19 protein-coding genes and 2 pseudogenes are annotated in these 19,797 nt (G+C 61.9%); 6 read left to right on the top strand and 15 right to left on the bottom strand.

Translation table 11 applies throughout. The features are described from left to right. The first annotated feature begins 1 nt into the window (after position 1). The 4 genes from WYH_RS12035 (at position 2) to WYH_RS12020 (ending at position 3,249) form a co-directional block, all read left to right on the top strand. Positions 2-1,840: a phage tail protein gene (locus WYH_RS12035; protein WP_053833563.1), complete on the top strand. Its 1,839-nt coding sequence runs from the start codon at positions 2-4 to the stop codon at positions 1,838-1,840. A 68-nt stretch (positions 1,841-1,908) separates the two neighbouring features. Next, positions 1,909-2,181, top strand: coding sequence for a hypothetical protein (locus tag WYH_RS12030; RefSeq protein ID WP_053833562.1), 273 nt, complete (start codon positions 1,909-1,911; stop codon positions 2,179-2,181). Between the two features lie 20 nt (positions 2,182-2,201). Further along, positions 2,202-2,660 carry a DUF2793 domain-containing protein gene (locus tag WYH_RS12025; protein ID WP_046905136.1) on the top strand — a complete coding sequence of 153 codons (459 nt, stop codon included), beginning with the start codon at positions 2,202-2,204 and terminating at the stop codon, positions 2,658-2,660. A gap of 61 nt (positions 2,661-2,721) precedes the next feature. Continuing rightward, entirely contained in the window at positions 2,722-3,249 is a 528-nt protein-coding gene (locus WYH_RS12020; protein ID WP_046904021.1) for a superoxide dismutase family protein, read from the top strand. On the opposite strand, the gene WYH_RS12015 is transcribed toward WYH_RS12020, so the two are convergent. The 7 genes from WYH_RS12015 to WYH_RS17305 form a co-directional block, all read right to left on the bottom strand. Continuing rightward, entirely contained in the window at positions 3,236-4,810 is a 1,575-nt protein-coding gene (locus WYH_RS12015) for a spinster family MFS transporter (protein ID WP_046904020.1), read from the bottom strand. The genes WYH_RS12020 and WYH_RS12015 overlap by 14 nt on opposite strands. Positions 4,811-4,812: 2 nt before the next feature. Continuing rightward, a complete protein-coding gene (queC, locus tag WYH_RS12010) occupies positions 4,813-5,523 on the bottom strand; it encodes a 7-cyano-7-deazaguanine synthase QueC (RefSeq protein ID WP_046904019.1) in 711 nt (236 codons plus the stop codon). A gap of 40 nt (positions 5,524-5,563) precedes the next feature. Continuing rightward, complete coding sequence (locus WYH_RS12005) at positions 5,564-5,977, bottom strand: hypothetical protein (RefSeq protein ID WP_046904018.1); 414 nt, start codon at positions 5,975-5,977, stop codon at positions 5,564-5,566. Between the two features lie 86 nt (positions 5,978-6,063). Beyond that, positions 6,064-6,954: an Hsp33 family molecular chaperone HslO gene (hslO, locus tag WYH_RS12000; RefSeq protein WP_244877915.1), complete on the bottom strand. Its 891-nt coding sequence runs from the start codon at positions 6,952-6,954 to the stop codon at positions 6,064-6,066. A 54-nt stretch (positions 6,955-7,008) separates the two neighbouring features. Continuing rightward, positions 7,009-7,944: an ornithine carbamoyltransferase gene (gene argF, locus WYH_RS11995; RefSeq protein ID WP_046904016.1), complete on the bottom strand. Its 936-nt coding sequence runs from the start codon at positions 7,942-7,944 to the stop codon at positions 7,009-7,011. Next, positions 7,944-9,134: an aspartate aminotransferase family protein gene (locus WYH_RS11990; RefSeq protein WP_046904015.1), complete on the bottom strand. Its 1,191-nt coding sequence runs from the start codon at positions 9,132-9,134 to the stop codon at positions 7,944-7,946. Before WYH_RS11990 ends, argF begins: the two co-directional genes overlap by 1 nt. 176 nt (positions 9,135-9,310) lie before the next feature. Further along, entirely contained in the window at positions 9,311-10,093 is a 783-nt protein-coding gene (locus WYH_RS17305; RefSeq protein ID WP_046904014.1) for a cold-shock protein, read from the bottom strand. Positions 10,094-10,322: 229 nt separating this feature from the next. On the opposite strand from WYH_RS17305, the gene WYH_RS11980 reads away from it, so the two are divergent. Both WYH_RS11980 and WYH_RS11975 read left to right on the top strand, forming a co-directional pair. After that, a complete protein-coding gene (locus WYH_RS11980; protein ID WP_046904013.1) occupies positions 10,323-11,117 on the top strand; it encodes a TerC family protein in 795 nt (264 codons plus the stop codon). Then, complete coding sequence (locus tag WYH_RS11975) at positions 11,117-11,557, top strand: protein tyrosine phosphatase family protein (RefSeq protein ID WP_046904012.1); 441 nt, start codon at positions 11,117-11,119, stop codon at positions 11,555-11,557. The genes WYH_RS11980 and WYH_RS11975 overlap by 1 nt, the downstream gene beginning before the upstream one ends. A gap of 111 nt (positions 11,558-11,668) precedes the next feature. Here the strand turns inward: WYH_RS11975 and WYH_RS11970 are convergent, their stop codons facing one another. The 8 genes and pseudogenes from WYH_RS11970 to WYH_RS11935 all read right to left on the bottom strand — a co-directional run bounded on the left by WYH_RS11970 (position 11,669) and on the right by WYH_RS11935 (position 19,763). Further along, positions 11,669-12,793 (bottom strand): OmpA family protein, encoded by a 1,125-nt coding sequence (locus WYH_RS11970; protein WP_046904011.1) that lies wholly within the window; start codon positions 12,791-12,793, stop codon positions 11,669-11,671. 390 nt (positions 12,794-13,183) lie between these two features. Then, on the bottom strand, positions 13,184-14,548 hold the full coding sequence (locus tag WYH_RS11965) for an ammonium transporter family protein (protein WP_046904010.1): 1,365 nt from the start codon (positions 14,546-14,548) through the stop codon (positions 13,184-13,186). Between the two features lie 16 nt (positions 14,549-14,564). Then, positions 14,565-14,903 (bottom strand): P-II family nitrogen regulator, encoded by a 339-nt coding sequence (locus WYH_RS11960; RefSeq protein WP_046904009.1) that lies wholly within the window; start codon positions 14,901-14,903, stop codon positions 14,565-14,567. 288 nt (positions 14,904-15,191) lie between these two features. Beyond that, a pseudogene (locus tag WYH_RS11955) lies at positions 15,192-16,504 on the bottom strand (ammonium transporter). Positions 16,505-16,534: 30 nt separating this feature from the next. Further along, a pseudogene (locus tag WYH_RS17075) lies at positions 16,535-16,756 on the bottom strand (P-II family nitrogen regulator); the annotation flags it as partial. Between the two features lie 128 nt (positions 16,757-16,884). After that, positions 16,885-17,601, bottom strand: a complete 717-nt coding sequence (locus WYH_RS11945; RefSeq protein ID WP_046904007.1) for an endonuclease/exonuclease/phosphatase family protein — start codon at positions 17,599-17,601, stop codon at positions 16,885-16,887. Next, entirely contained in the window at positions 17,579-18,154 is a 576-nt protein-coding gene (locus WYH_RS11940; RefSeq protein WP_046904006.1) for a pyridoxamine 5'-phosphate oxidase family protein, read from the bottom strand. The genes WYH_RS11945 and WYH_RS11940 overlap by 23 nt, the downstream gene beginning before the upstream one ends. Positions 18,155-18,191: 37 nt before the next feature. Beyond that, complete coding sequence (locus WYH_RS11935) at positions 18,192-19,763, bottom strand: peptide chain release factor 3 (protein WP_046904005.1); 1,572 nt, start codon at positions 19,761-19,763, stop codon at positions 18,192-18,194. Positions 19,764-19,797: the final 34 nt, after the last annotated feature.

Genomic DNA, 19,797 nt, shown 5'->3' with positions numbered 1-19,797 from the left:
AATGGCTAGTCTTGTCTTTACCGCGATCGGCACAGCGATTGGCGGGCCGCTGGGGGGTGCGCTTGGCTCCCTGCTCGGCAACCGGATCGACCATGCGATCTTCGGCTCTTCCGGCCATCGGGAAGGCCCCCGGCTGAAAGAACTTTCGGTCACCACGTCCAGCTACGGCACCCCTATTCCCCGCCATTATGGGACCATGCGCGCCCCCGGAACGATCATCTGGGCCACCGATCTGATCGAAAGCAGCGAACGTAGCGGCGGCGGCAAATCTCGCCCCTCAGTCACCACCTACAGCTATTCCGCATCCTTCGCCGTCGCTCTTTCCAGTCGGCCCATTCTCGGGATCGGGCGGATCTGGGCCGACGGCAATCTGCTGCGCGGCGCGGCTGGCGATCTCAAGACCGGCGGAGAACTGCGGATCCATCATGGCCATGGCGACCAGATGCCGGATCCACTGCTCGCATCAGATCTGGGGGATAGCTGCCCCGCATTTCGCGGCACCGCCTATTGCGTGTTCGAATCGCTCCAGCTGGCCGATTTCGGCAATCGCATTCCAGCGCTGACCTTCGAAATTCTGTCCGATCATGGCGATGTCTCGCTTCGCTCCATGCTGGAGCCGGTCGGTGAAACGGCCGTTGCAGCGCGGGATTTGCCCGGCATGGCCGGATTCAGCGACGAAGGCGGTCCGCTGGCTTCCACGCTGGCTGCGCTGGATGAACTCTATCCGATCTCCTGCACGGTGGAGGATGGGAAGGTCACCCTGCGCGCTGGCGATATCCTGGCGGATGAACCGGAAGTCCTGCCCGCAGCGGTGGCTGACGCCAGCGGGGAAGGCTTTGGCGCAACATCGGGCAGAACCAGTCGGCGGCGACCGGACGCGCGCCCGATTCCCGAAGCCATGCGCTATTACGATCCGGACCGCGACTTTCAGGCGGGAATGCAATTTGCCGGCGGCCGGGCGCGGCCGGGGCGCAGCCGGACAATCGAATTTCCCGGCGCATTCCAGGCAAGCGACGCACGCAGGCTGGCGGCATCCGCTGCGGAACGCGCAAGCTGGGCGGGCGAGAAACTTTCCTGGCGCATGGCAGAACTGGACCCGGCCCTGGCACCGGGCATGGCGGTCATCGCACCCGGTCGCGCCGGGATCTGGCAGATAGACAGCTGGGAATGGCGGGAAGGTTTCGTGGAACTTGAACTTCATCGCCTGCCGCCCGATCGGCTGGACGCTGCGCAAGTCACGGACCCAGGGCAGAATCTCCCGCCAGCCGATCTGGACATAACGCCCACGGTTCTCACCGTTTTCGAATTGCCCGCCACAGGCCAGACGCGGCAGATCCATGCGGCAATTTCATCAACGGGCCCAGGCTGGCGCGGCGCTGCCTTATACGAATTGCTGGGTACGGAACTGGAACCGATCGGGGCGAGTGGCACCCGCCGCGCCATCATGGGCACCCTTGCCGAAACGCTGGCCGCTGCACCAGCCATGCGCCTTGGCCAAACCGGCCGGATGATCGTGGAACTCATCGCAAGCGATTTCGCCCTGGACGATGCAACCGCCACCATGATCGCCAATGGCGCCAACCGCGCATTGGTCGGCGGGGAAATAGTGCAATTCGCCCGAGCCACTCCGCTAGGCGGAAACATATGGGAACTGCGGGGCCTGCTGCGCGGTCGCGGCGGGACGGAGGCTTTGGCAATGCAGGGCCATCCCGCCGGCACATCGTTCATCCTGCTCGATGATCGGCCCATTGCGCTCGACCCTGCTGCGCTGAGCGCGTCTGCCGCGCCAACCATCGCCGCCCTGGGCCGGATACAGAACCGGTTCTGGCGCCAACCATGAATCCCGGCCTCACCCTGCGACCACTTTGTCCGGTCCACCCCCGGGCGCGGAGCGGCCAGAATGGGGACATGGTTTTCAGCTGGGCCCGTCGCGCACGCGGGGCCTGGGACTGGCCCGATCTTGTCGAGCCACCGCTGGCCGAACAGACAGAAGCCTATCGCGCAGGCGTGGGCAACCCGGATGCGCCCAGCCTCGTCTGGGATCTCGCTCATCCCCGCCTGGAGCTGTCCGCAGCGACATGGGCCACATTGCAGGCCGACCATTCCGGCGCCCCACTATGGGTTCGCCAGATCGGCAGTTTCTCCGCCTCCGACCCGCTTTTGCTGACACAGATAGATTGACGAAAAAAGAGAGCAATATCATGCCCGATCCCATCAGTTTCACTACGGCTTCGCCCCGCTATCAACTCCCCCTGCTTTTTTCCGGGCAGGCTCAGAAGGAATTCTTCGTCAATGAAGCCCATGCCCTGATCGATACGCTGCTCCACCCCGTTATCGAAGGGGAAGCCGACGATCCGCCCGCCGATCCTGCTGCTGGCGAATGCTGGCTGGTAGGCGCTTCGCCCACTGGTGATTGGGCAGGACAGGCGGGCATGCTGGCATGTTTCCAGGCCGACGGATGGATTTTCACCGCCCCGCGTGACGGAATGCGATTATTCGACCGATCCGCGGGCCGGGACCTGCGCTATCTGGATGGCTGGCATCAGGCCGACCCGCCCGCGCAGCCGGCAGGCGGCAGCGTGATCGATGAAGAGGCGCGCATCGCGATCAACGGCCTGATCAATGCGCTGGTCAGCGCAGGAATTCTACCGCAAAGCTGAGCTTCGGGAGGACAGGGGCGGCTTTCCTGCTAAGGGAGCCCCGAGATCAGGAGCCTTCGCCATGAAAAGATCCGCACTCCTCGCCCTGTCACTGGCCGCCGCCCTGTCCGGCTGCAAGACCATGGACGAACAGCCGAGCGAACGACTGGGCCACGCCGTCCTGATCGGCACGGATGGAACCCGGGTGGGCACAGCGCGCCTTCTTTCACGCGGGTCGGTGGTGAATATCTCGGTTGCGATAACCGGCCTCCCGCAGGGAAGGCACGCCGTCCATCTTCACACCATCGGCGCCTGCGACGCGCCCGATTTCGCTTCAGCCGGCGCGCATCTCAATCCCGGCGGCAGGCAGCACGGCTTCGAAAATCCGGCAGGCGCGCATCTTGGTGACCTGCCGAATGTGACGCTGAACGCAGCCGGCGCCGGCACGATGAGTGCGACACTGGAAGGCCTGCGCGCAGAATTGTTACCGCAGATATTCGATCTGGATGGTACGGCGGTGGTCGTTCATCAATTGGCGGATGACTACGCAACCGATCCTTCGGGCGCGGCTGGCAGCCGTATTGCATGCGGCGTTTTCATGCCGGAATAACGGCCGGTCGCGCCGCTGCCGCCCGGTCCATGCGCGTGCTTTCACTCGCCGGCCCGTATCGCATCGCGATCCACAGCATCAGCAGGCCGAACGGCACGATCGCCAATGTTGCCATGACGCCCACGGCCAGGCTGCCGCTCGCTTCCGAAACGAAGCCAGCCGTAAACGGCCCGAACGCCAGGCCGATCAGCGTGCTGCCAAGAAAGAAGATTGCCGTGGCGGTGCCGCGCATATGCGGCAGAACCAGTGCCTGGCTGGCCGCGGCGGAGGCTCCCAGCGTCGCCGAAGTCACTATCTGGATCAGGAATGCGCAGACCAGGAAGGTGACGGCATCGGCAGTGGTGTAACCGAGCAGTACGATCGGCACCATCAGCAGGAAGGCGACGGCCACGACCAGCAATCTTCCGCTTGCCAACCGCATCTGCAACCGGTCTGCCAGCCAGCCCCCGCCAATCACGCCGAGAAAGCCGCCAAGCGCCGCGGGGCCGCCCAGCATCCAGCCCAGATCGGCCTTGTCGAAGGCGAAAACGCGTTCCGCATAAGGCGCGGCCCAATAGGTCACCGTGTATCCGACAAAGGATTCCGCGCCATAAGCCAGTACGATGGCGATGAAGGCCGGTGTACCCCAGGTGAGGCGATATGTGGGCAGATCATCCACCCTTAGCGCCTGCGCCCAGCTGAATACGGCATATATTCCGACGGCGACGAAGGAGAATTGCGCCATATTGCCGCTCGCCCGCCCGATGCCCAAGGCCAGCACGGCCAGGAAGGCCGCCGCAAACAGGTTCATCAGCAATGGTTTCACGCCCTGCCGAGCCGCGCCAATCAGCGTGAATGGTGGGACGATACGGAGCACCTGCCCCGCGAAATCCCGCCAGGCGCGTGGATTTCCGCCGCTGACCAGGCCGTCGATCGCGCCGCGCACCGGCTCGCGCAGAGACAAGACCCAGACCGCAAGAACCAGGCCGGGCAGGCCCACTGCCAGAAAGGCCGCCTGCCAGCCGACGAGGCCGAGCGGGCCGCCTTCCGGATAGGCCGCATTCCAGCTTTCCACGATCAGCCCGCCAAGCACCAGAGACAGGCCGCTGCCCAGAAACAGGCCCGCAGAATAGATCGCCAGCGCGGTCGCGCGCAGGCGCTGGGGGAACCAGTCGGCAATCAGCGAATAGGCGCACGGGCTGGCCGTCGCTTCCCCCACGCCCACACCGATCCGCGCGAGGGCGAGCGTAGCCCCGTTTCTCGCAAAACCGGAAAGCGCGGTCATGCAGGACCACAGGCCCAATCCGATTGCCAATAACCGCGTCCGGTTCCAGCCATCGGCCAGACGCCCCAAGGGTATGCCGAACAGCGCGTAAAAGATGGCGAAGGCCGTGCCATAGAGAAAGCCGAGCTGGGCATCGTCCAGACCCAGATCGGCCTTTATGTCATTGGCCAGGATGGAAAGAATCTGGCGGTCAACGAAATTGACCAGATAGACGAGGCTGAGAACGCCAAGCGCATACCAGCTATAAGCAGGGACTTTATCCTGCCCCCGCGCCCCCGTTTCCGGCGCGCCTTCCACTGTCAGTCAGCCGGTGTTGCGGCATATTCGGTGCGGTCAACGACACCCGCTTCTTCCATGCCCTTCCTGCGTAGCCGGCAACTGTCGCAAAGCCCGCAGGCCATGCCCTCCGGCGTCGGGTCATAGCAGGACCAGCTCATCGCCGGATCAAGCCCCAGACGCTGGCATTCCTGCGCGATACGCGCCTTGCCCCAGAATTGCAGCGGGGTTTGGATCGTGAAACTATGCCCCTGCGCGCCCTCTTTGGTGGCCAGTGTCGCGGTGTCGGTGAAGCTGGCGATGAACTCCGGCCGGCAATCGGGATAGCCGGAATAATCCAGCGCATTCACACCGATGAAAATGTCATGCGCGCCAATCGGCTCTGCCCAACCCAGCGTCAGCGACAGGAAGATCAGATTGCGGGCGGGAACATATGTGACGGGTATATCATCCGTCAGGCCGGTTTTCGGCACCGCGATATCATCTGTCAGGGCGGACCCGCCAAACTGGCGGAGATCCAGCGGCAGGATCACATGGCGAACGGCGCCCAGTTCCTTCGCAATGGTCTTGGCCGCTTCGATCTCGCAGCGATGGCGCTGATTATAGTCGATCGTGAGGGCGTTGATCGCAAAGCCCTGTTCGCGCGCGATGCCACCGGCAACCATCGAATCGAGGCCGCCGGAAAGGAGAACCACCGCATTCCTGCGGGTTTCGGTCTTGGTATGATCGGACATGTGCCGGGGCTAGGCAGGTGCAAGCGCGGCGGCAAGCCCATTAACAGGGGCCGTGGAAACGCGCTTCGCCCCCGAAGGCAAACGGCACGCCATTATAGATGCCCTGAGTATTCACCTGTACCAGTTCATTGTCTTCGCGGCGGATCGAGGTCCGGCCATAACCATTGCCGCGGCAAGTATATTGCACCACCACTTCGCTCGCCCCGTCCTTTACGATGAAGTCGCTGCATCCGGGCTGCCGGTGGCGAAGCTGGATCAGTTCACGCCCGGTGCGCAGGCAGATCTTCCGCTGAGAGCCGTCATCGCGAATCCGCAGCAGCCAGCCCCCCTTCTTCAGGCTATCCAGCATGGCAAGTTCCGGCGCCTGCGCGGCAATTGGCCATGCGGCAAATAGCGCCGCGGCCATTCCGGCCACGGCGCGCCATCCAGCCTTGGATCGCAATAGCCCCTGCATTCGCCAAACTTCCTCCAATGCGGTGAAACCTGTCGTTACCATGTCGAAGATGAACGACCAATTGCACTATAGGTGCGACGAATTGTTTAATCCTGGATCGGAAATTCGCGAGAGCAGAAAGCGCAATCAACGAGGATGATACCATTCTCGTCCTGCATGTCCCGCCGGTCTTCCTTGGGAAAGCGAGCCAGAACCTGTTCGAAGTGAACAGTCGAACACCGGCAACCCCGCGATAGCTGCGCCCCCTGGACAACCCGGACCTGGCTTTCTTCGTGGAACAGGCGCCAGACAATTTCTTCAGGCTGCAGGTTCTGGTCGACAAGCTCATCATCCCGGATGGAGCCGGCCATGATGCTGACATGTTCCCATTCCGGGTGGTCGGCGCGCGCCTGCAGCCGCTCGCCACCCTCTTCACCATCGGCCATGTGCTGGACCAGCATACCGCCGGCAACATAGCCGCTCGGGCCACCGCGCACGGCAGTGCGGAACAGGGTCGGCACCTGTTCGCTCCGTTCGAAATAATGTTCGACCGCGCTCGTCAGTGAATCGCCTTCCAGCGGTACAATGCCCTGATATCGCTCGCCCAGTTCGGCAATGTCGAACGTGATCGCCAGATAACCCTCGCCAAAAAGCGTTTCCAGCGAAGTATCGGCCCCCAGCTGGTCGAACCGCTCCTGATCGTGCTTGAGATAGCCGCGCAGCTCCCCGTCGCGAAAATCGCAGACAAGCAATTCCACCACGCCGCCCTTGGTCTGGGCCTGCATGGTCAGCTGGCTGCTTTCACGCTTCAGCAAACCGCCCATCAGGGCGCAGAGAACCAGCGCCTCCGAAAGAAGATTCTTCAGCGCTGGCGGATAGTCATGCGCGCCCAGTATCTCGTCGAGAACGGGCCCGAGCCGCACTATGCGTCCGCGGGCATCGTGTTCAGGGATGCTGAAGCCCAGGATCCGGTCGAAGCCGGCCTGCTTGGATTCCATATTTTCGGTCATGGCCGCAATATGGGGGGCGAACGTGCCGAAATTAAGCCCGCTTCATTCGGGAAGCAGGCCAAAACACCAGAGCAGGACCGATTTCTGGCCATGAATGCGGTTTTCGGCTTCGTCGAACACAACCGATTGCGAGCCTTCGAAGACTTCCTCGCTCACCTCGTCCCCGATATGGGCGGGCAGACAATGGAGGAAGCGGGCATCCGGCTTGGCCTTGGCCATCAGGGCCTGGTCCACGCGGAAGGGTTCCATGGCGGCCAGCTTTTCATCGGCATGGGCCTGCCCCATGGAAACCCAGGTATCGGTCACCACGATATCGGCCCCGCTGGCCGCTTCGGCCGCATCATGCGTCAGCGTCACCACCGAACCCGCAGCACGGGCCATTTCCACGAATTCCGTTTCCGGCTCGTAACCCTTCGGGATGCCGACGCGAACATTGAATTTCATCAGGGCGGCTGCCTCCAGAATGGAATGCAGCACGTTATTTCCATCGCCAAGCCAGGCAACTTCAAGGCCCGGCAGCGACTTGCCCTGTTCGACGATGGTCAGCAGGTCGGCCACGATCTGGCAGGGATGAGATCTATCGGTCAGGCCGTTGATCACCGGAACCGTTGCATGGCGCGCCATTTCCTCGATCTTGGCGTGATCGTCGGTCCGGACCATGATCGCATCGACCATGCGGCTGAGCACGCGGGCCGTATCGGCCACGCTTTCCCCGCGCCCCAACTGGCTGGTTCCTGAATCGAGGATCAGCGCGCTGCCGCCCAATTGGCGCATCGCCATGTCGAAGCTGACACGTGTGCGGGTGGAATTCTTTTCGAACACCATGCCGAGCACGCGGCCTTCCAGCGGCTTGTCCGCATCGGGGCGGCCCTTGGGCCAGTTCGCCCGGGCGGCCTTGCGGTCCTGCGCATCGTTGATCATCGCGGCAATCGCATTGCCGCCCGCATCGGAGAGGTCGAGGAAGTTGCGATGAGCCATCACGCCGCCTCCGGCGCTTTATAGTCAGACGCCCCGGCGGAAAGCTTTTCGAAGAATTCGTCTATCTCCGCATCACCGATCACCAGCGGCGGCAACAAGCGCAGCGTCTGGTCACCCGCAGCCACCGTCAGCAAGTGATGATTGTCGCGCAGATGCTGCATGAAGGGCCGCGGTTCGACCTTCATCCGCAGACCGAGCATCAGGCCCCGGCCGCGCACGCTCTCAAAAAGCTCGGGATAGTTCCCAATGAACTGTTCAAGCCGGGCACGGATCCGTTCGCCCTTGGCGCGCACCTCTTCAAGGAATTCGGGCTCCAGAACCACATCCAGAACCGCCTCTCCAGCGGCCATGCCCAAGGGATTGCCGCCATAGGTCGATCCATGCGTTCCGAAGGTCATGCCCCGCGCCGCCTTTTCCGTCGCCAGGCAGGCGCCGAGCGGGAAACCGCCACCGATCCCCTTGGCGATTGCCATGATATCCGGTTCGATCCCGTATTGTTCATAAGCGAAGAAGGTGCCGGTGCGGGCAACGCCTGTCTGAACCTCGTCAAGGACCAGCATCAGATCATGTTCGTCCGCCAGTGCGCGGAGGCCCTGCATGAATTCGTCCGAACCTTCCCGAATGCCGCCTTCGCCCTGGATCGGTTCCACCAGGAAGCCGGCCGTGTGCGGCCCGATCGCCGCCTTCACGCCTTCCAGATCGTTGAATTCCACATAGCGGAAGCCGGGCAGAAGGGGCGCGAAGCCCTTGTGCATCTTTTCCTGGTTCGATGCGCTGATCGTACCCATGGTCCGCCCGTGAAAGGCATTGTTGAAGGTGATGAGTTCGTAGCGATCCTCATTACCCTGATACTGGTGGTAGGCACGCGCCGTCTTGATCGCCGCTTCCACGGCTTCCGCGCCGGAATTCGTGAAGAAGACAGTGTCGGCAAAAGTATTGTCGACCAACCGCTGGGCCAGCTTTTCACCCTGGGGGCTGCCATAGAGGTTGGAGACATGCATCAGCGTTTCCGCCTGCCGCTGGATCGCGCCGATCAGGCCGGGATGGGAATGGCCGAGCAGGTTCACCGCGATGCCAGCCGCAAAATCGAGATATCGCGTGCCGTCTTCGGAAATCAGATGGCAGTGTTCACCGCGAACGGGCCGAACGCCGCACCGGGGATAGACGGGCATCAGCGGGGTGATCGTCATGGCTTCAGACTTCCTCTGCAACACGCAAGCTTTGCTTCAACGACAAATGGCGGCTTCTCTGGGGAAGCCGCCGACTGCATCCGTTTATGGAATTGGCATGTATGATGTCGGCGATGCCCGGTCAAACGAGCCGACCATCGCCGAAATTTGCCGTGCGGGCAGTGACCCGCCGCGTGTCAGCCCTGAACGGGCACAAGGTTGACCGCGGAGAACTTGCCTCGTCGGTCGACCTCGAGATCGAATTCGAATCGGTCGCCTTCATCGATACCCGGCAGGCCGGAACGTTCCACCGCGCTGATATGCACGAAGGCGTCTTCCTTGCCATCATCCCGGGTAATGAAGCCGAAGCCCTTCATGCTGTTGAAGAACTTGACCGTGCCGGTTGCCTTCTCGCCAGTGAGCTGACGCTGCGGGCCGCCTGCGCCGCCAGCAGCAGGAGCACCGCCACTGCGCTGTTCCACGGGAATCACGTCACCGACAACCTGCAGGTCGGCAGCAGAAATCTTTCCGCCGCGATCGACCAGGTTAAAGGCAAGTTCCTGACCTTCGGCAAGACCTTCCAGTCCGGCGCGTTCGACCTGGCTGATATGGACGAATACATCTTCACCGCCTTCATCACGCTGGATGAAGCCGAAACCCTTCTGGGAATTGAAGAATTTTACCTTGCCCTGGCCGGTGCCGACAACTTGGGCGGGCATTCCGCCACCGCGCGGGCCACCACGGCCACCGCCGCCGAACCCACCGCCGCCGCCGCCGCCACGCGGACCACCGCCGAAGCCGCCGCCACGATTATCGTCGAAACGGCCACCGCCGCCTCCACCGAAACCGCCGCCGCCGCCACGCCAGTCATCTCCGCCAAAGCGAGGCGGTCCGTTATCCGCGAAGGGATCGAAACCCTCTTCACCAAAACTGTCCCGCTTGTCGCGCCCCCGGCCGCGACGACCTTTATCGTAACCCATGAACCGAACGTACCTTCACTTCGAATTCGTCCCCAACTTGCACCCGGCGACCGGGACGGAAGCCCTTCCGGATCGAAGCGATGGACATGCCCGCCACTTCTGGAGGGGCGTTATAACTCAATACGGTCGGTGACGCGAACAATTTAAGAATAGGCGCCGGCGCCTGTGTATGAGGGGCAGCTTGCAAGGCTCTTGCCTGCCGGTTCCACTTCAGCGAAAAGGCCCGGAGATGGATATTCTGGCCTTATTTTTGGACCCCGCGGCCTGGGCTGCGTTGCTCACGCTGATCGTACTCGAGGTCGTGCTTGGCATCGACAATCTCGTATTCATCGCGATTCTCTCGAACAAACTGCCAGTAGAACAGCAGGCCAAGGCCAGGCGAGTGGGCCTGATTCTGGCACTGGTGATGCGAATCTGCCTGCTGCTGCTGATCGGCTGGCTGGTAACCTTGCAGACCCCGCTCTTCGATCTCGGCATTTCGGGCGAACCGGGTCCTTATGGCGAACCTACTTTCGAAACAGCTTTTTCCGGTCGCGACCTGATCCTGCTCGTCGGCGGACTTTTCCTGCTGTGGAAGGCCACGAAGGAGATCCATCACAACATGGATCCGCATGATGATTCGGGCGAGATGCTGGATCGCAACAAGGGGCCTGCGCAGCTCGCGTTCAGTGCCGCGATTGCACAGATCATAGCGCTCGATCTCGTCTTTTCAGTCGATTCGATCCTGACGGCGGTCGGCATGACCAACGAAATTCCGATCATGGTCACCGCCGTGGTGATTACCGTCGGCATCATGCTGGTGGCTGCGAACCCGCTGGCCGAATTTATCGAACACAACCCGACGCTCGTCATGCTTGCGCTCGCATTCCTGGTCATGATCGGCCTGGTGCTGATTGCCGACGGCTTCGGCTTCCATGTCCCCAAAGGTTATATCTACGCTGCGATGGGCTTCTCCGTGTCGGTTGAAATCCTGAACATAGTCAAGCGCGGACGGCGGGCCCGGCGCGCGAAAGGAGCCGCATGATGAGCGATTTCCGGCAGCTATCCGACAATTTCTGGGCAAGCCCGCAGATCGGCGTGGATCAGGTGGCCGAGGCTGCGAAGCTTGGATTCAAGCTGATCGTGAACAACCGGCCGGAAGATGAATCGGCTGACCAGACACCGGGCAATGCAATCGAAACCGCCGCGAAAGAAGCCGGGCTGACCTATATCGCGATCCCGATCACCCATGCCGGTTTCAGCGAAACGCAGGTCGATATGATGGCGGATGCGCTGGCGAATGCGGATGGGCCGGTACTCGCCTATTGCCGCTCGGGCACGCGCTCGACCCTGCTTTGGGCCCTGGCCCGGGCCCAGGCTGGCCAGTCCCCCGATTCCATCGCTGAAAATACCGCCCGTGCCGGTTACGACGTGGCACCAGTGCGCCCGGCCATGGATTTCTACGCGGCCAAATCACGCGGTTGAACACGGCACATCAGTCCGGCCGCCAGTTGGAGCGCCGAACAAGCCTCGACGAATAGAAAAGGGCCGGAGGATTTCTCCTCCGGCCCCTTTTTTGCCTGAAAGCGGCGTCGCTTACATGCCCGATCCCGGACCGTAAGTGATTTCGACGCGGCGGTTCTGCGGTTCGCGAACGCCGTCAGCGGTCGGAACGCGCGGATTGGCTTCGCCGAAAGCTTCGCTGGTGATCGAACCGGCGGGGATGCCCTTGCCAGTCAGATATTCCTGCACGCTTTCATTGCGGCGAGCGGCCAGGCCGAGATTGTATTCCACCGTACCGGAACGGTCGGTGTAGCCCGCGAGCATGATCGGCACGCTGTCGCAATTGCCATAGGCAGTGACGGCGCTGTCGAGAATGGTCGCAGCCTCGGGCGTGATGTCCGACTTATCCCAGTCGAAGAACACGATGTAGGGCCCCTTGTTGCACACAGCCTGCGGCGGCGGAGGCGGCGGGGGCGGAGGAGGAGGCGGCGGGGGAGGCGGCGGCGGAGGCGGCGGGGGCGGAGGAGGCGGCGGTGCAGCTTCCTTGCCACCGAAGTTCGCAATGAAGCTGACCATTGCAGAATGGGTCGCCACTTCGAACTCGTTCATCCGGCCGGCGGAGTCCAGGATCTCCATCTTCTTGGTATTGAGATAGCGATACTTGAGGCCGACTTCCATCTCGTCACTGATCGGATAGCGCGCAGCGACAATGCCCTGCCAAGCCCAGTCGTGATCATCGCCGGTAAGGTAGGTGGTGTTGCCATAGACGCTATGGCCCATATCGACCCAAGCATGGCCAGCGCCGACACCCAACGATACGCCGAGGCCGTCTTCGCCGCCAATGTCGATCAGTGCGTTGGCCATCGCCGTCACGATCTGCATCTCACCATTGACCGGATCGAAACCGCCGGTGGTCAGGCCGCCAGCCGCATCGGGCACGCCTGCGGTGGCATTGAGGAAATCGGCACCGTATTCCTTGTAGGCAACTTCGGCTTCCGTGCGCAGCACGCCAAAGTCGTAGCCTATCAGACCTGCCAGATCCCAACCATTGTCGTTTTCGATAACCACGCCATTCGGAGTGCCATCGACACGAATATTCGTGTCTTCTGCAACCGACAAACCCAAATCGGCTTCAATATACCCCTGGCCATCCCTGGCCATTGCGGGTGCGGCGAGTGCCGTAGAGGCAACTGCCATTCCCAGCGCAATCTTTCTCATAATTATTCCCCTTTGAACCTGCGCGGCTCAGCTTTTAGTTCCGGTCCATTTTCCATGCAACCGGATCGCCTCGCCTACAGTCCTCACTTGGCGGCGCGAACCAGCCGCGCTGTCCGAATTAGCAAGGAACGAGAGGGATTATCGTTCCGTATATCTGTCAGGGAACGGCCATTTTTTCTCGAATTCGCCAAGGAATCCCAGTCATTTGTTGCACAAATATCACACAATTTGCATGTAGTACCCGGCATCATCCGCCACTTGCGCAAGACATGAAAAATGGGCCGGAGCAACAGCTCCGGCCCGTTGTAGTTTCGTTCGCAGGAGGAACATGGTGAGGCGGAACCGGGGGGAGAGGAGGAAATCCCGGCTCCGCCAATCTCTTAATTCGCCTCAGGCAACCCGGGCGAATTCCGGATAGGCTTCGATGCCCGTTTCCGAGTGATCGAGGCCCGCCATTTCGTCTTCCGCGCTCGGGCGCAGGCCCATGACCGCCTTCAGGATGAACCAGACGATCGCGCTGAAAATGCAGGTGAATACGCCGACCGCGACCACGCCCGTAAGCTGGGCCATGAACGGCACGTCGCCATTGGTGATCGGAACCGCCAGCGTGCCCCAGATACCTGCGAGCAGGTGAACCGGGATCGCGCCAACAACGTCGTCGATCTTCAGCTTGTCGAGGATCGGCACGAAGATCACCGGAAGGGCACCGCCGATGCCACCGATGATGATCGCCCAGCCGACATTCGGTGTCAGCGGTTCGGCCGTGATCGCAACCAGGCCGGCCAGCGCGCCATTCAGCGCCATGGTCGTGTCCGCCTTGCCGTAGCGCAGCTGAGTGAAGATGATCGCCACGACGACACCGGCAGCGGCGGCCATGTTGGTGTTCACGAAAATCTTCGAAACGTCGGAAACGTCACCCACAGTGCCCATGGCAAGCTGCGAAGCGCCGTTGAAGCCGAACCAGCCGAGCCAGAGGATGAACGTGCCCAGCGTGGCGAGCGGAATGCTCGAACCCGGGAACACGTTTACCTTGCCGTCGACATAGCGGCCAAGACGCGGACCGATGATGACCGCACCCATCAGGGCAGCCCAGCCGCCGGTGGAGTGGACCAGGGTGGAACCGGCAAAGTCGCTGAAGCCCATGGCGTCGAGCCAGCCGGCGCCCCATTCCCAGCTGACGACGATCGGATAGATCACGCCGGTAAGGACTGCAGTGAAGATGAAGAAGGGAACGATCTTGGTGCGTTCGGCAATGGTGCCCGAAACGATCGAGGCCGTGGTGGCACAGAAGACCATCTGGAAGAACCAGTCGGACGCGACCGAATAACCCGTTTCGACATCGGCTTCACCGACACCTTGCATCGGATACCAGGCCCACACGCCGGAGACGAAACCGCCTTCGGAAACGCCATAGGCAACATTGTATCCGACAACCCAGAACATCAGGCCGGCAATTGAATAAAGGCCGATATTCTTGAGACACTGCACGCTGACATTCTTGGACCGGACAAGACCGGCTTCGAGCATGGCGAAGCCAGCCGCCATCCACATCACCAGGAAGCCGCCGATAAGAAACAGCAGGGTGTTGAGGATATAGGCGGTGCCGCCACTGACGGCATCGGCCGCGGGTTCTACCACTTCGGCAATTTCGGCCACCGCGGGGGCAGCCTCGACCGGCGCGGCAGCAAATGCCGGCGCTGCGATCGCGAGCGCGGCCACACCGGCGGCGCCCCATTTGATCAATTTAGCGTTCATTGAGCTTTCCCCCTGATCAAAGCGCGTTGTCGCCGGACTCGCCGGTGCGGATGCGCGTGGTTGAAGCGAGATCGAGCACGAAGATCTTGCCATCCCCGATGCTGTCCGTGCTGGCGGTCTGCTGGATGGTTTCGACCACTTGCGGCGCCAGTGCGTCGCTGGCGGCGATCTCGATCTTCACTTTGGGGAGCATATTGGTCGAATATTCGGCCCCGCGATAAATCTCGGTTTGCCCCTTTTGCCTGCCGAAGCCCTTGACCTCGGAGACGGTCATGCCCGCAATTCCGATCGCGCTCAGCGCTTCGCGGACCTCGTCGAGCTTGAATGGTTTGATGATGGCGATGATGAACTTCATCACTGACCCCTCTTGCTTACCGGACGAACCCCGGCCGAGGTCTGTTTCGCAACAAGCGTGCCAAAAGTTGTTTTTCGGCGCATTACCGCGCCTTAACCATATCTTAAGGACGCATCGGCCCACGCACTCGCCTGAATCTTGTGCAGCTGCCTAAATCTTGGGCACCAATTCCTGCTCTGGATCGATCGGCCGGCCACAGCAAAAAGGCCGGAGCTGCAAAGCCCCGGCCTTCTGGGAATTGGTATCTGTTATCGGCCGCGCGGGTTTGAGCCCGCGCGGCCAATGATGTCAGTTATAGGCCCGTTCGCCATGTTCGGCGATGTCGAGGCCTTCCGTCTCGACCTTGTCCGACACTCTCAGGCCGGTCAGAACCTTCGCGATCGAACCGGCGATCACCGTTCCAACCCCGGCCCAGACGATGGCCACGAGCACGGCCTTGATCTGGATCCAGACCTGCGTGGCCATCACGAAATCATCGCCACCCGGTCCGCCGAGCGCGGGCGAATACACGATGCCCGTCCCCACGGCACCGACGATGCCGCCCACGCCGTGAATGCCGAAAGCATCCAGCGAATCGTCATAGCCCAGCGCCGGCTTGATCTTGGCCACCATGAAATAACAGACGACCGAAGCGACGATGCCCAGAACGATGGCGCCCATCGGGCCGGAATTGCCTGCCGCCGGCGTCACCGCCACCAGGCCGGCGATGATGCCGGAGCAGAAACCGAGCGAGGAAGGCTTGTGGCCTGCCAGCTTTTCCACCACCAGCCATGCCAGCGCGCCCGCGGCCGTCGCCACGAAAGTGTTGATCATGGCCAGCCCGGCCACGCCGTCCGCTTCCAGTTCCGACCCGGCGTTGAACCGAACCAGCCCACCCACAGCAGGCCGGTGCCGACCATGGTCAGCGTCAGCGAATGCGGCGGCATCGGTTCCGACGGATAGCCTTTGCGCTTGCCCAGCATATAGGCGAGCACCAGGCCCGAAACACCGGCATTGATATGCACCACCGTGCCGCCGGCGAAATCCAGTGCGCCCCATTCGAAAATCAGGCCGCCCCCGGCCCACACCATATGGGCGATCGGGAAATAGACGATGGTCAGCCACACGATCACGAAAATCATCGTGGCCGAAAATTTCATCCGTTCCGCCGTTGCGCCAAGCACAAGCGAAGCCGTGATGGCCGCAAAGGTCATCTGGAACGAAAGAAACACATATTCGCTGATCACTTCATCGCTGAAGGTCGCAGCCGTGCTGTCTATCGTTGTCTGCGCCAGGAACAGATTGCCCCAGCTGAAGAAGGCATTGCCTTCCGGGCCGAAAGCCGTGGAATAGCCCCACAGCACCCAGATCACCATGGCCAGCGCCGCCGTGGCACCGATCTGCGTCATGGTGGAAAGCATGTTCTTCGATCGGGTCAGGCCGCCATAGAACAGCGCCAGCCCCGGCAGTATCATCATCAACACCAGCACGGTGGCGGTCATCATCCAGGCATTATTGCCGGGATTGGCCACGGGCGCGGCAGCTTCGGCGGCCCAGGCAGGGACAGCGGCAAAGGCCGTAACTCCCAGCGCGCCAGCCCCACAAATATATTTGCGGATCATTATCTTACCCCCTCGGTTTGATGGCGCAGTTCAGAGCGCGTTTTCGCCGGATTCCCCTGTGCGGATGCGGGTGGCGGACGCCAGATCGAGAACGAAGATCTTGCCGTCCCCGATACTGTCGGTGCCTGCCCTCTGCTGGATGGTTTCGACGATCTGCGGCGCCAGTTCGTCACTGGCGGCGATTTCAAGCTTCACCTTGGGGAGCATATTGGTCGAATATTCGGCCCCGCGGTAAATCTCGGTCTGGCCGCGGCACAATTCCGGCGCGTTTACCTTAGCAAGAAGCACGTCAATTGCGTCAACCAATCGGCAGTAGCAACATCCTTTCAAGGATCGGCAGCAATGCGGCGACAGGCAGGATGACGCGGGCCCGCCAGAAATCAGCCGGTGATCGACAAACGGGCGCGCACAGGCAGATGGTCAGACGCCTTCGCGGAAAGGGCGCTGTGATGCACTTCCGCCCCGTCACAGGCCCAGTGCGATGAATGCACGATGCGGTCCAGCGCGGCGAGCGGGCGCCGACTCGGAAAGCTGCGGCCGGGATGCAGGACCGTCCAGTGATCTTCGAAACCGCGAAAGGCGCCCTTGCGCGTGGACCATTCGTTGAAATCGCCGAGCAGCACGGCCGGTTTTTCCTGCGCGGGAACATGGGCGCAGATTTCCTCTATCTGCCTGCGCCGCAACAGGCCCGACAGGTCCAGATGCATACCCACCACGCAGAATTCGCGTCCTGCCGCCTCGAGATGCGCGCAGACGGCGCCGCGGGGTTCAAGCGCAGGCAGATTTATCGGCTCTGCCTCGCGCACTTCGATTTCAGGCGACACGAGGATTGAATTGCCGTGCCAGCCCATACTCCCCGGCCGCATGGCCAGCGGCACGACCTGCCAATGCCATTCTTCCACCAGGGTTCGCGGCAGCACCGCTTCCCGCTGGCCGAAGCGGCGATCGGCCTCCTGCAAGGCGATGATATCGGCATCCAGTTCGTTCAGAACCGCGAGAATCCGTTCAGGATCGCGCCGGCCATCGGTGCCGACGCCCTTGTGGATGTTATAGCTGGCGAATGTCAGGCCGGTTTCAGTCAGAAAGCACCCCCGCATCCCCGGCGATATACCTGTCAGTTACCCGGGCCGGCAGCCCGTCAATACTGGTGCGGCGGGTCTTGTGCTTGCCCGCCCATTCGGCAGGATCTGCCTGGGCATGGGCTTTCAGCAATGTCTTGCGTTCCTGCTGCAACTCCATGATCGGAACGCCCCAGCCGCAACTGGTCTGCACGCTTTCCACCGCAATATCGAATATCTGCCGCGTACCCGGCATCAAGGTGAAATGCCCGGCCAGATCGTCCCAGCCGCGATCCCACGGCACCACCGGTTCGCCCCTGCCATAGATGCGCAGAATCTGCGCCGGCTGCTGGAAATTGCAGAACATCAGGGTGATCCGGCCATCGGCCAGGAGATGGGCATTGGTTTCATTACCGGAACCGCCAAGATCGAGATAAGCCACGCGCCTGGGCGACAAGACGCGGAAACTGTCATAGCCTTTCGGGCTGAGATTGATCCGCGCATCCGCCGCCGCCGTGGCGACGAAGAAGACCGGCTGCCGCGCAATCATGGCGACGTGCCTGTCACTCAGTTCCTCGAAGAAATCGGCCATGGCGGAGGTTTATCGCTGCCCCGCGCCAAGGGGAAGCTTATCGTTCCTTGGTCGCGGAGAAGGTCAGTTCCGGGTTCTTTTCCTGCTGATAATTCACGTCCCATGGCGATTTGGCCATGAAGACGAGATCATTGTCCCGATCGCGGGCGAGATTGGCGCGGTTGAACTGTTCGAAATCGGCCAGGGCCGCATCGCTGCCGGTGATCCAGCGCGCCGTGGCGAAGGGCGATGCCTCCAGCCCGGCTTCCACCTTGTATTCCGCCTCCAGCCTGGCGATCAGCACTTCCAGCTGGAGCTGGCCGACTACGCCGATGATCCATTGCGCGCCTATTTCCGGATAGAAGACCTGGATCACGCCTTCTTCCGAAAGATCGTCCAGCGCCTTGCGCAATTGCTTGGTCTTGGTCGGATCGCGCAATTGCACGCGGCGCAGGATTTCCGGCGCGAAATTGGGCAGGCCGGTAAAGCGCACCTCGTTCTTTTCCGACAGCGAATCGCCCACCCGCAAGGTGCCGTGGTTCGGGATGCCGATAATGTCGCCCGCCTCTGCCGTATCGGCGATTTCCCGGTCCTGGGCGAAGAACATGATGGGCGAATGCACGGCAATCGGTTTGCCAAGGCCGCTGGGCGTCAGCTTCATGCCGCGTTTGAACGTCCCCGAAACCATGCGCATGAAGGCGATCCGGTCGCGGTGATTGGGGTCCATATTTGCCTGAACCTTGAAGATGAAGCCGGTCACCTCGTCCCTTTCGGGGCCGATTTCGCCGTCCTGTGCCGGCTGCGGGCGCGGCGGGGGCGCATATCTGGCGATCGCATCGATGATCTCTTCGACCCCGAAATTCTTGAGCGCGGATCCGAAATAGACCGGCGTCAGGTCGCCATTGCGATAAGCCTCGAAATCGAAGGGGGCATAGCCTTCACGGCCAAGCAGCCCCTCTTCCGCCACCCTGGCCACCCCATCGGCAGAAAGATAATCCGCCAGCACGGGGTCTTCCGCTCCGGTGGTCTTCACGATCTTGCCGAGGAATTCGCGCGCCGGGCCTTCGGGCAGGCGGAGTTCGCCGCTCTCGAAATCAAACACGCCTTCGAACAGCCCGCCCATGCCGACAGGCCAGCTCATCGGCGAAACATCCAGCGCCAGCTTGTCTGCGATCTCGTCCAGCAATTCGAACGGATCGCGGCCTTCCCGGTCGATCTTGTTGATCAGCGTGATGATGGGCACCGAACGCAGGCGGCAAACCTCGAACAGTTTCAGCGTCTGCGGTTCGATACCGGCGGCCGCGTCCAGCACCATGATCGCTGAATCGACCGCCGTCAGCGTGCGATAGGTATCTTCGGAAAAATCCTCGTGCCCCGGCGTGTCGAGAAGGTTGAAGGTGATCCCGTCCCGTTCGAACGTCATGACCGAACTGGTGACGGAAATACCGCGCTGCTGTTCGATCTTCATCCAGTCGGACCGGGCACGCCGCGCCTGGCCGCGCGCCTTTACCTCCCCCGCGAGATGAATGGCCCCGCCCTGCAGCAGCAGCTTTTCGGTCAGCGTGGTCTTACCCGCGTCGGGGTGCGAGATAATGGCGAAGGTACGGCGGTTGGAAACGGCGTCAGGCATGGGAGGCGCCCCTATACGGGCTGTTCACCCACGT

This window comes from Croceibacterium atlanticum (assembly GCF_001008165.2).
Taxonomy (GTDB): Bacteria; Pseudomonadota; Alphaproteobacteria; order Sphingomonadales; family Sphingomonadaceae; genus Croceibacterium_C; species Croceibacterium_C atlanticum.
Note: the sequence above shows the minus strand (reverse complement) of the source record. Positions and strands in the feature narration are given on the sequence as shown.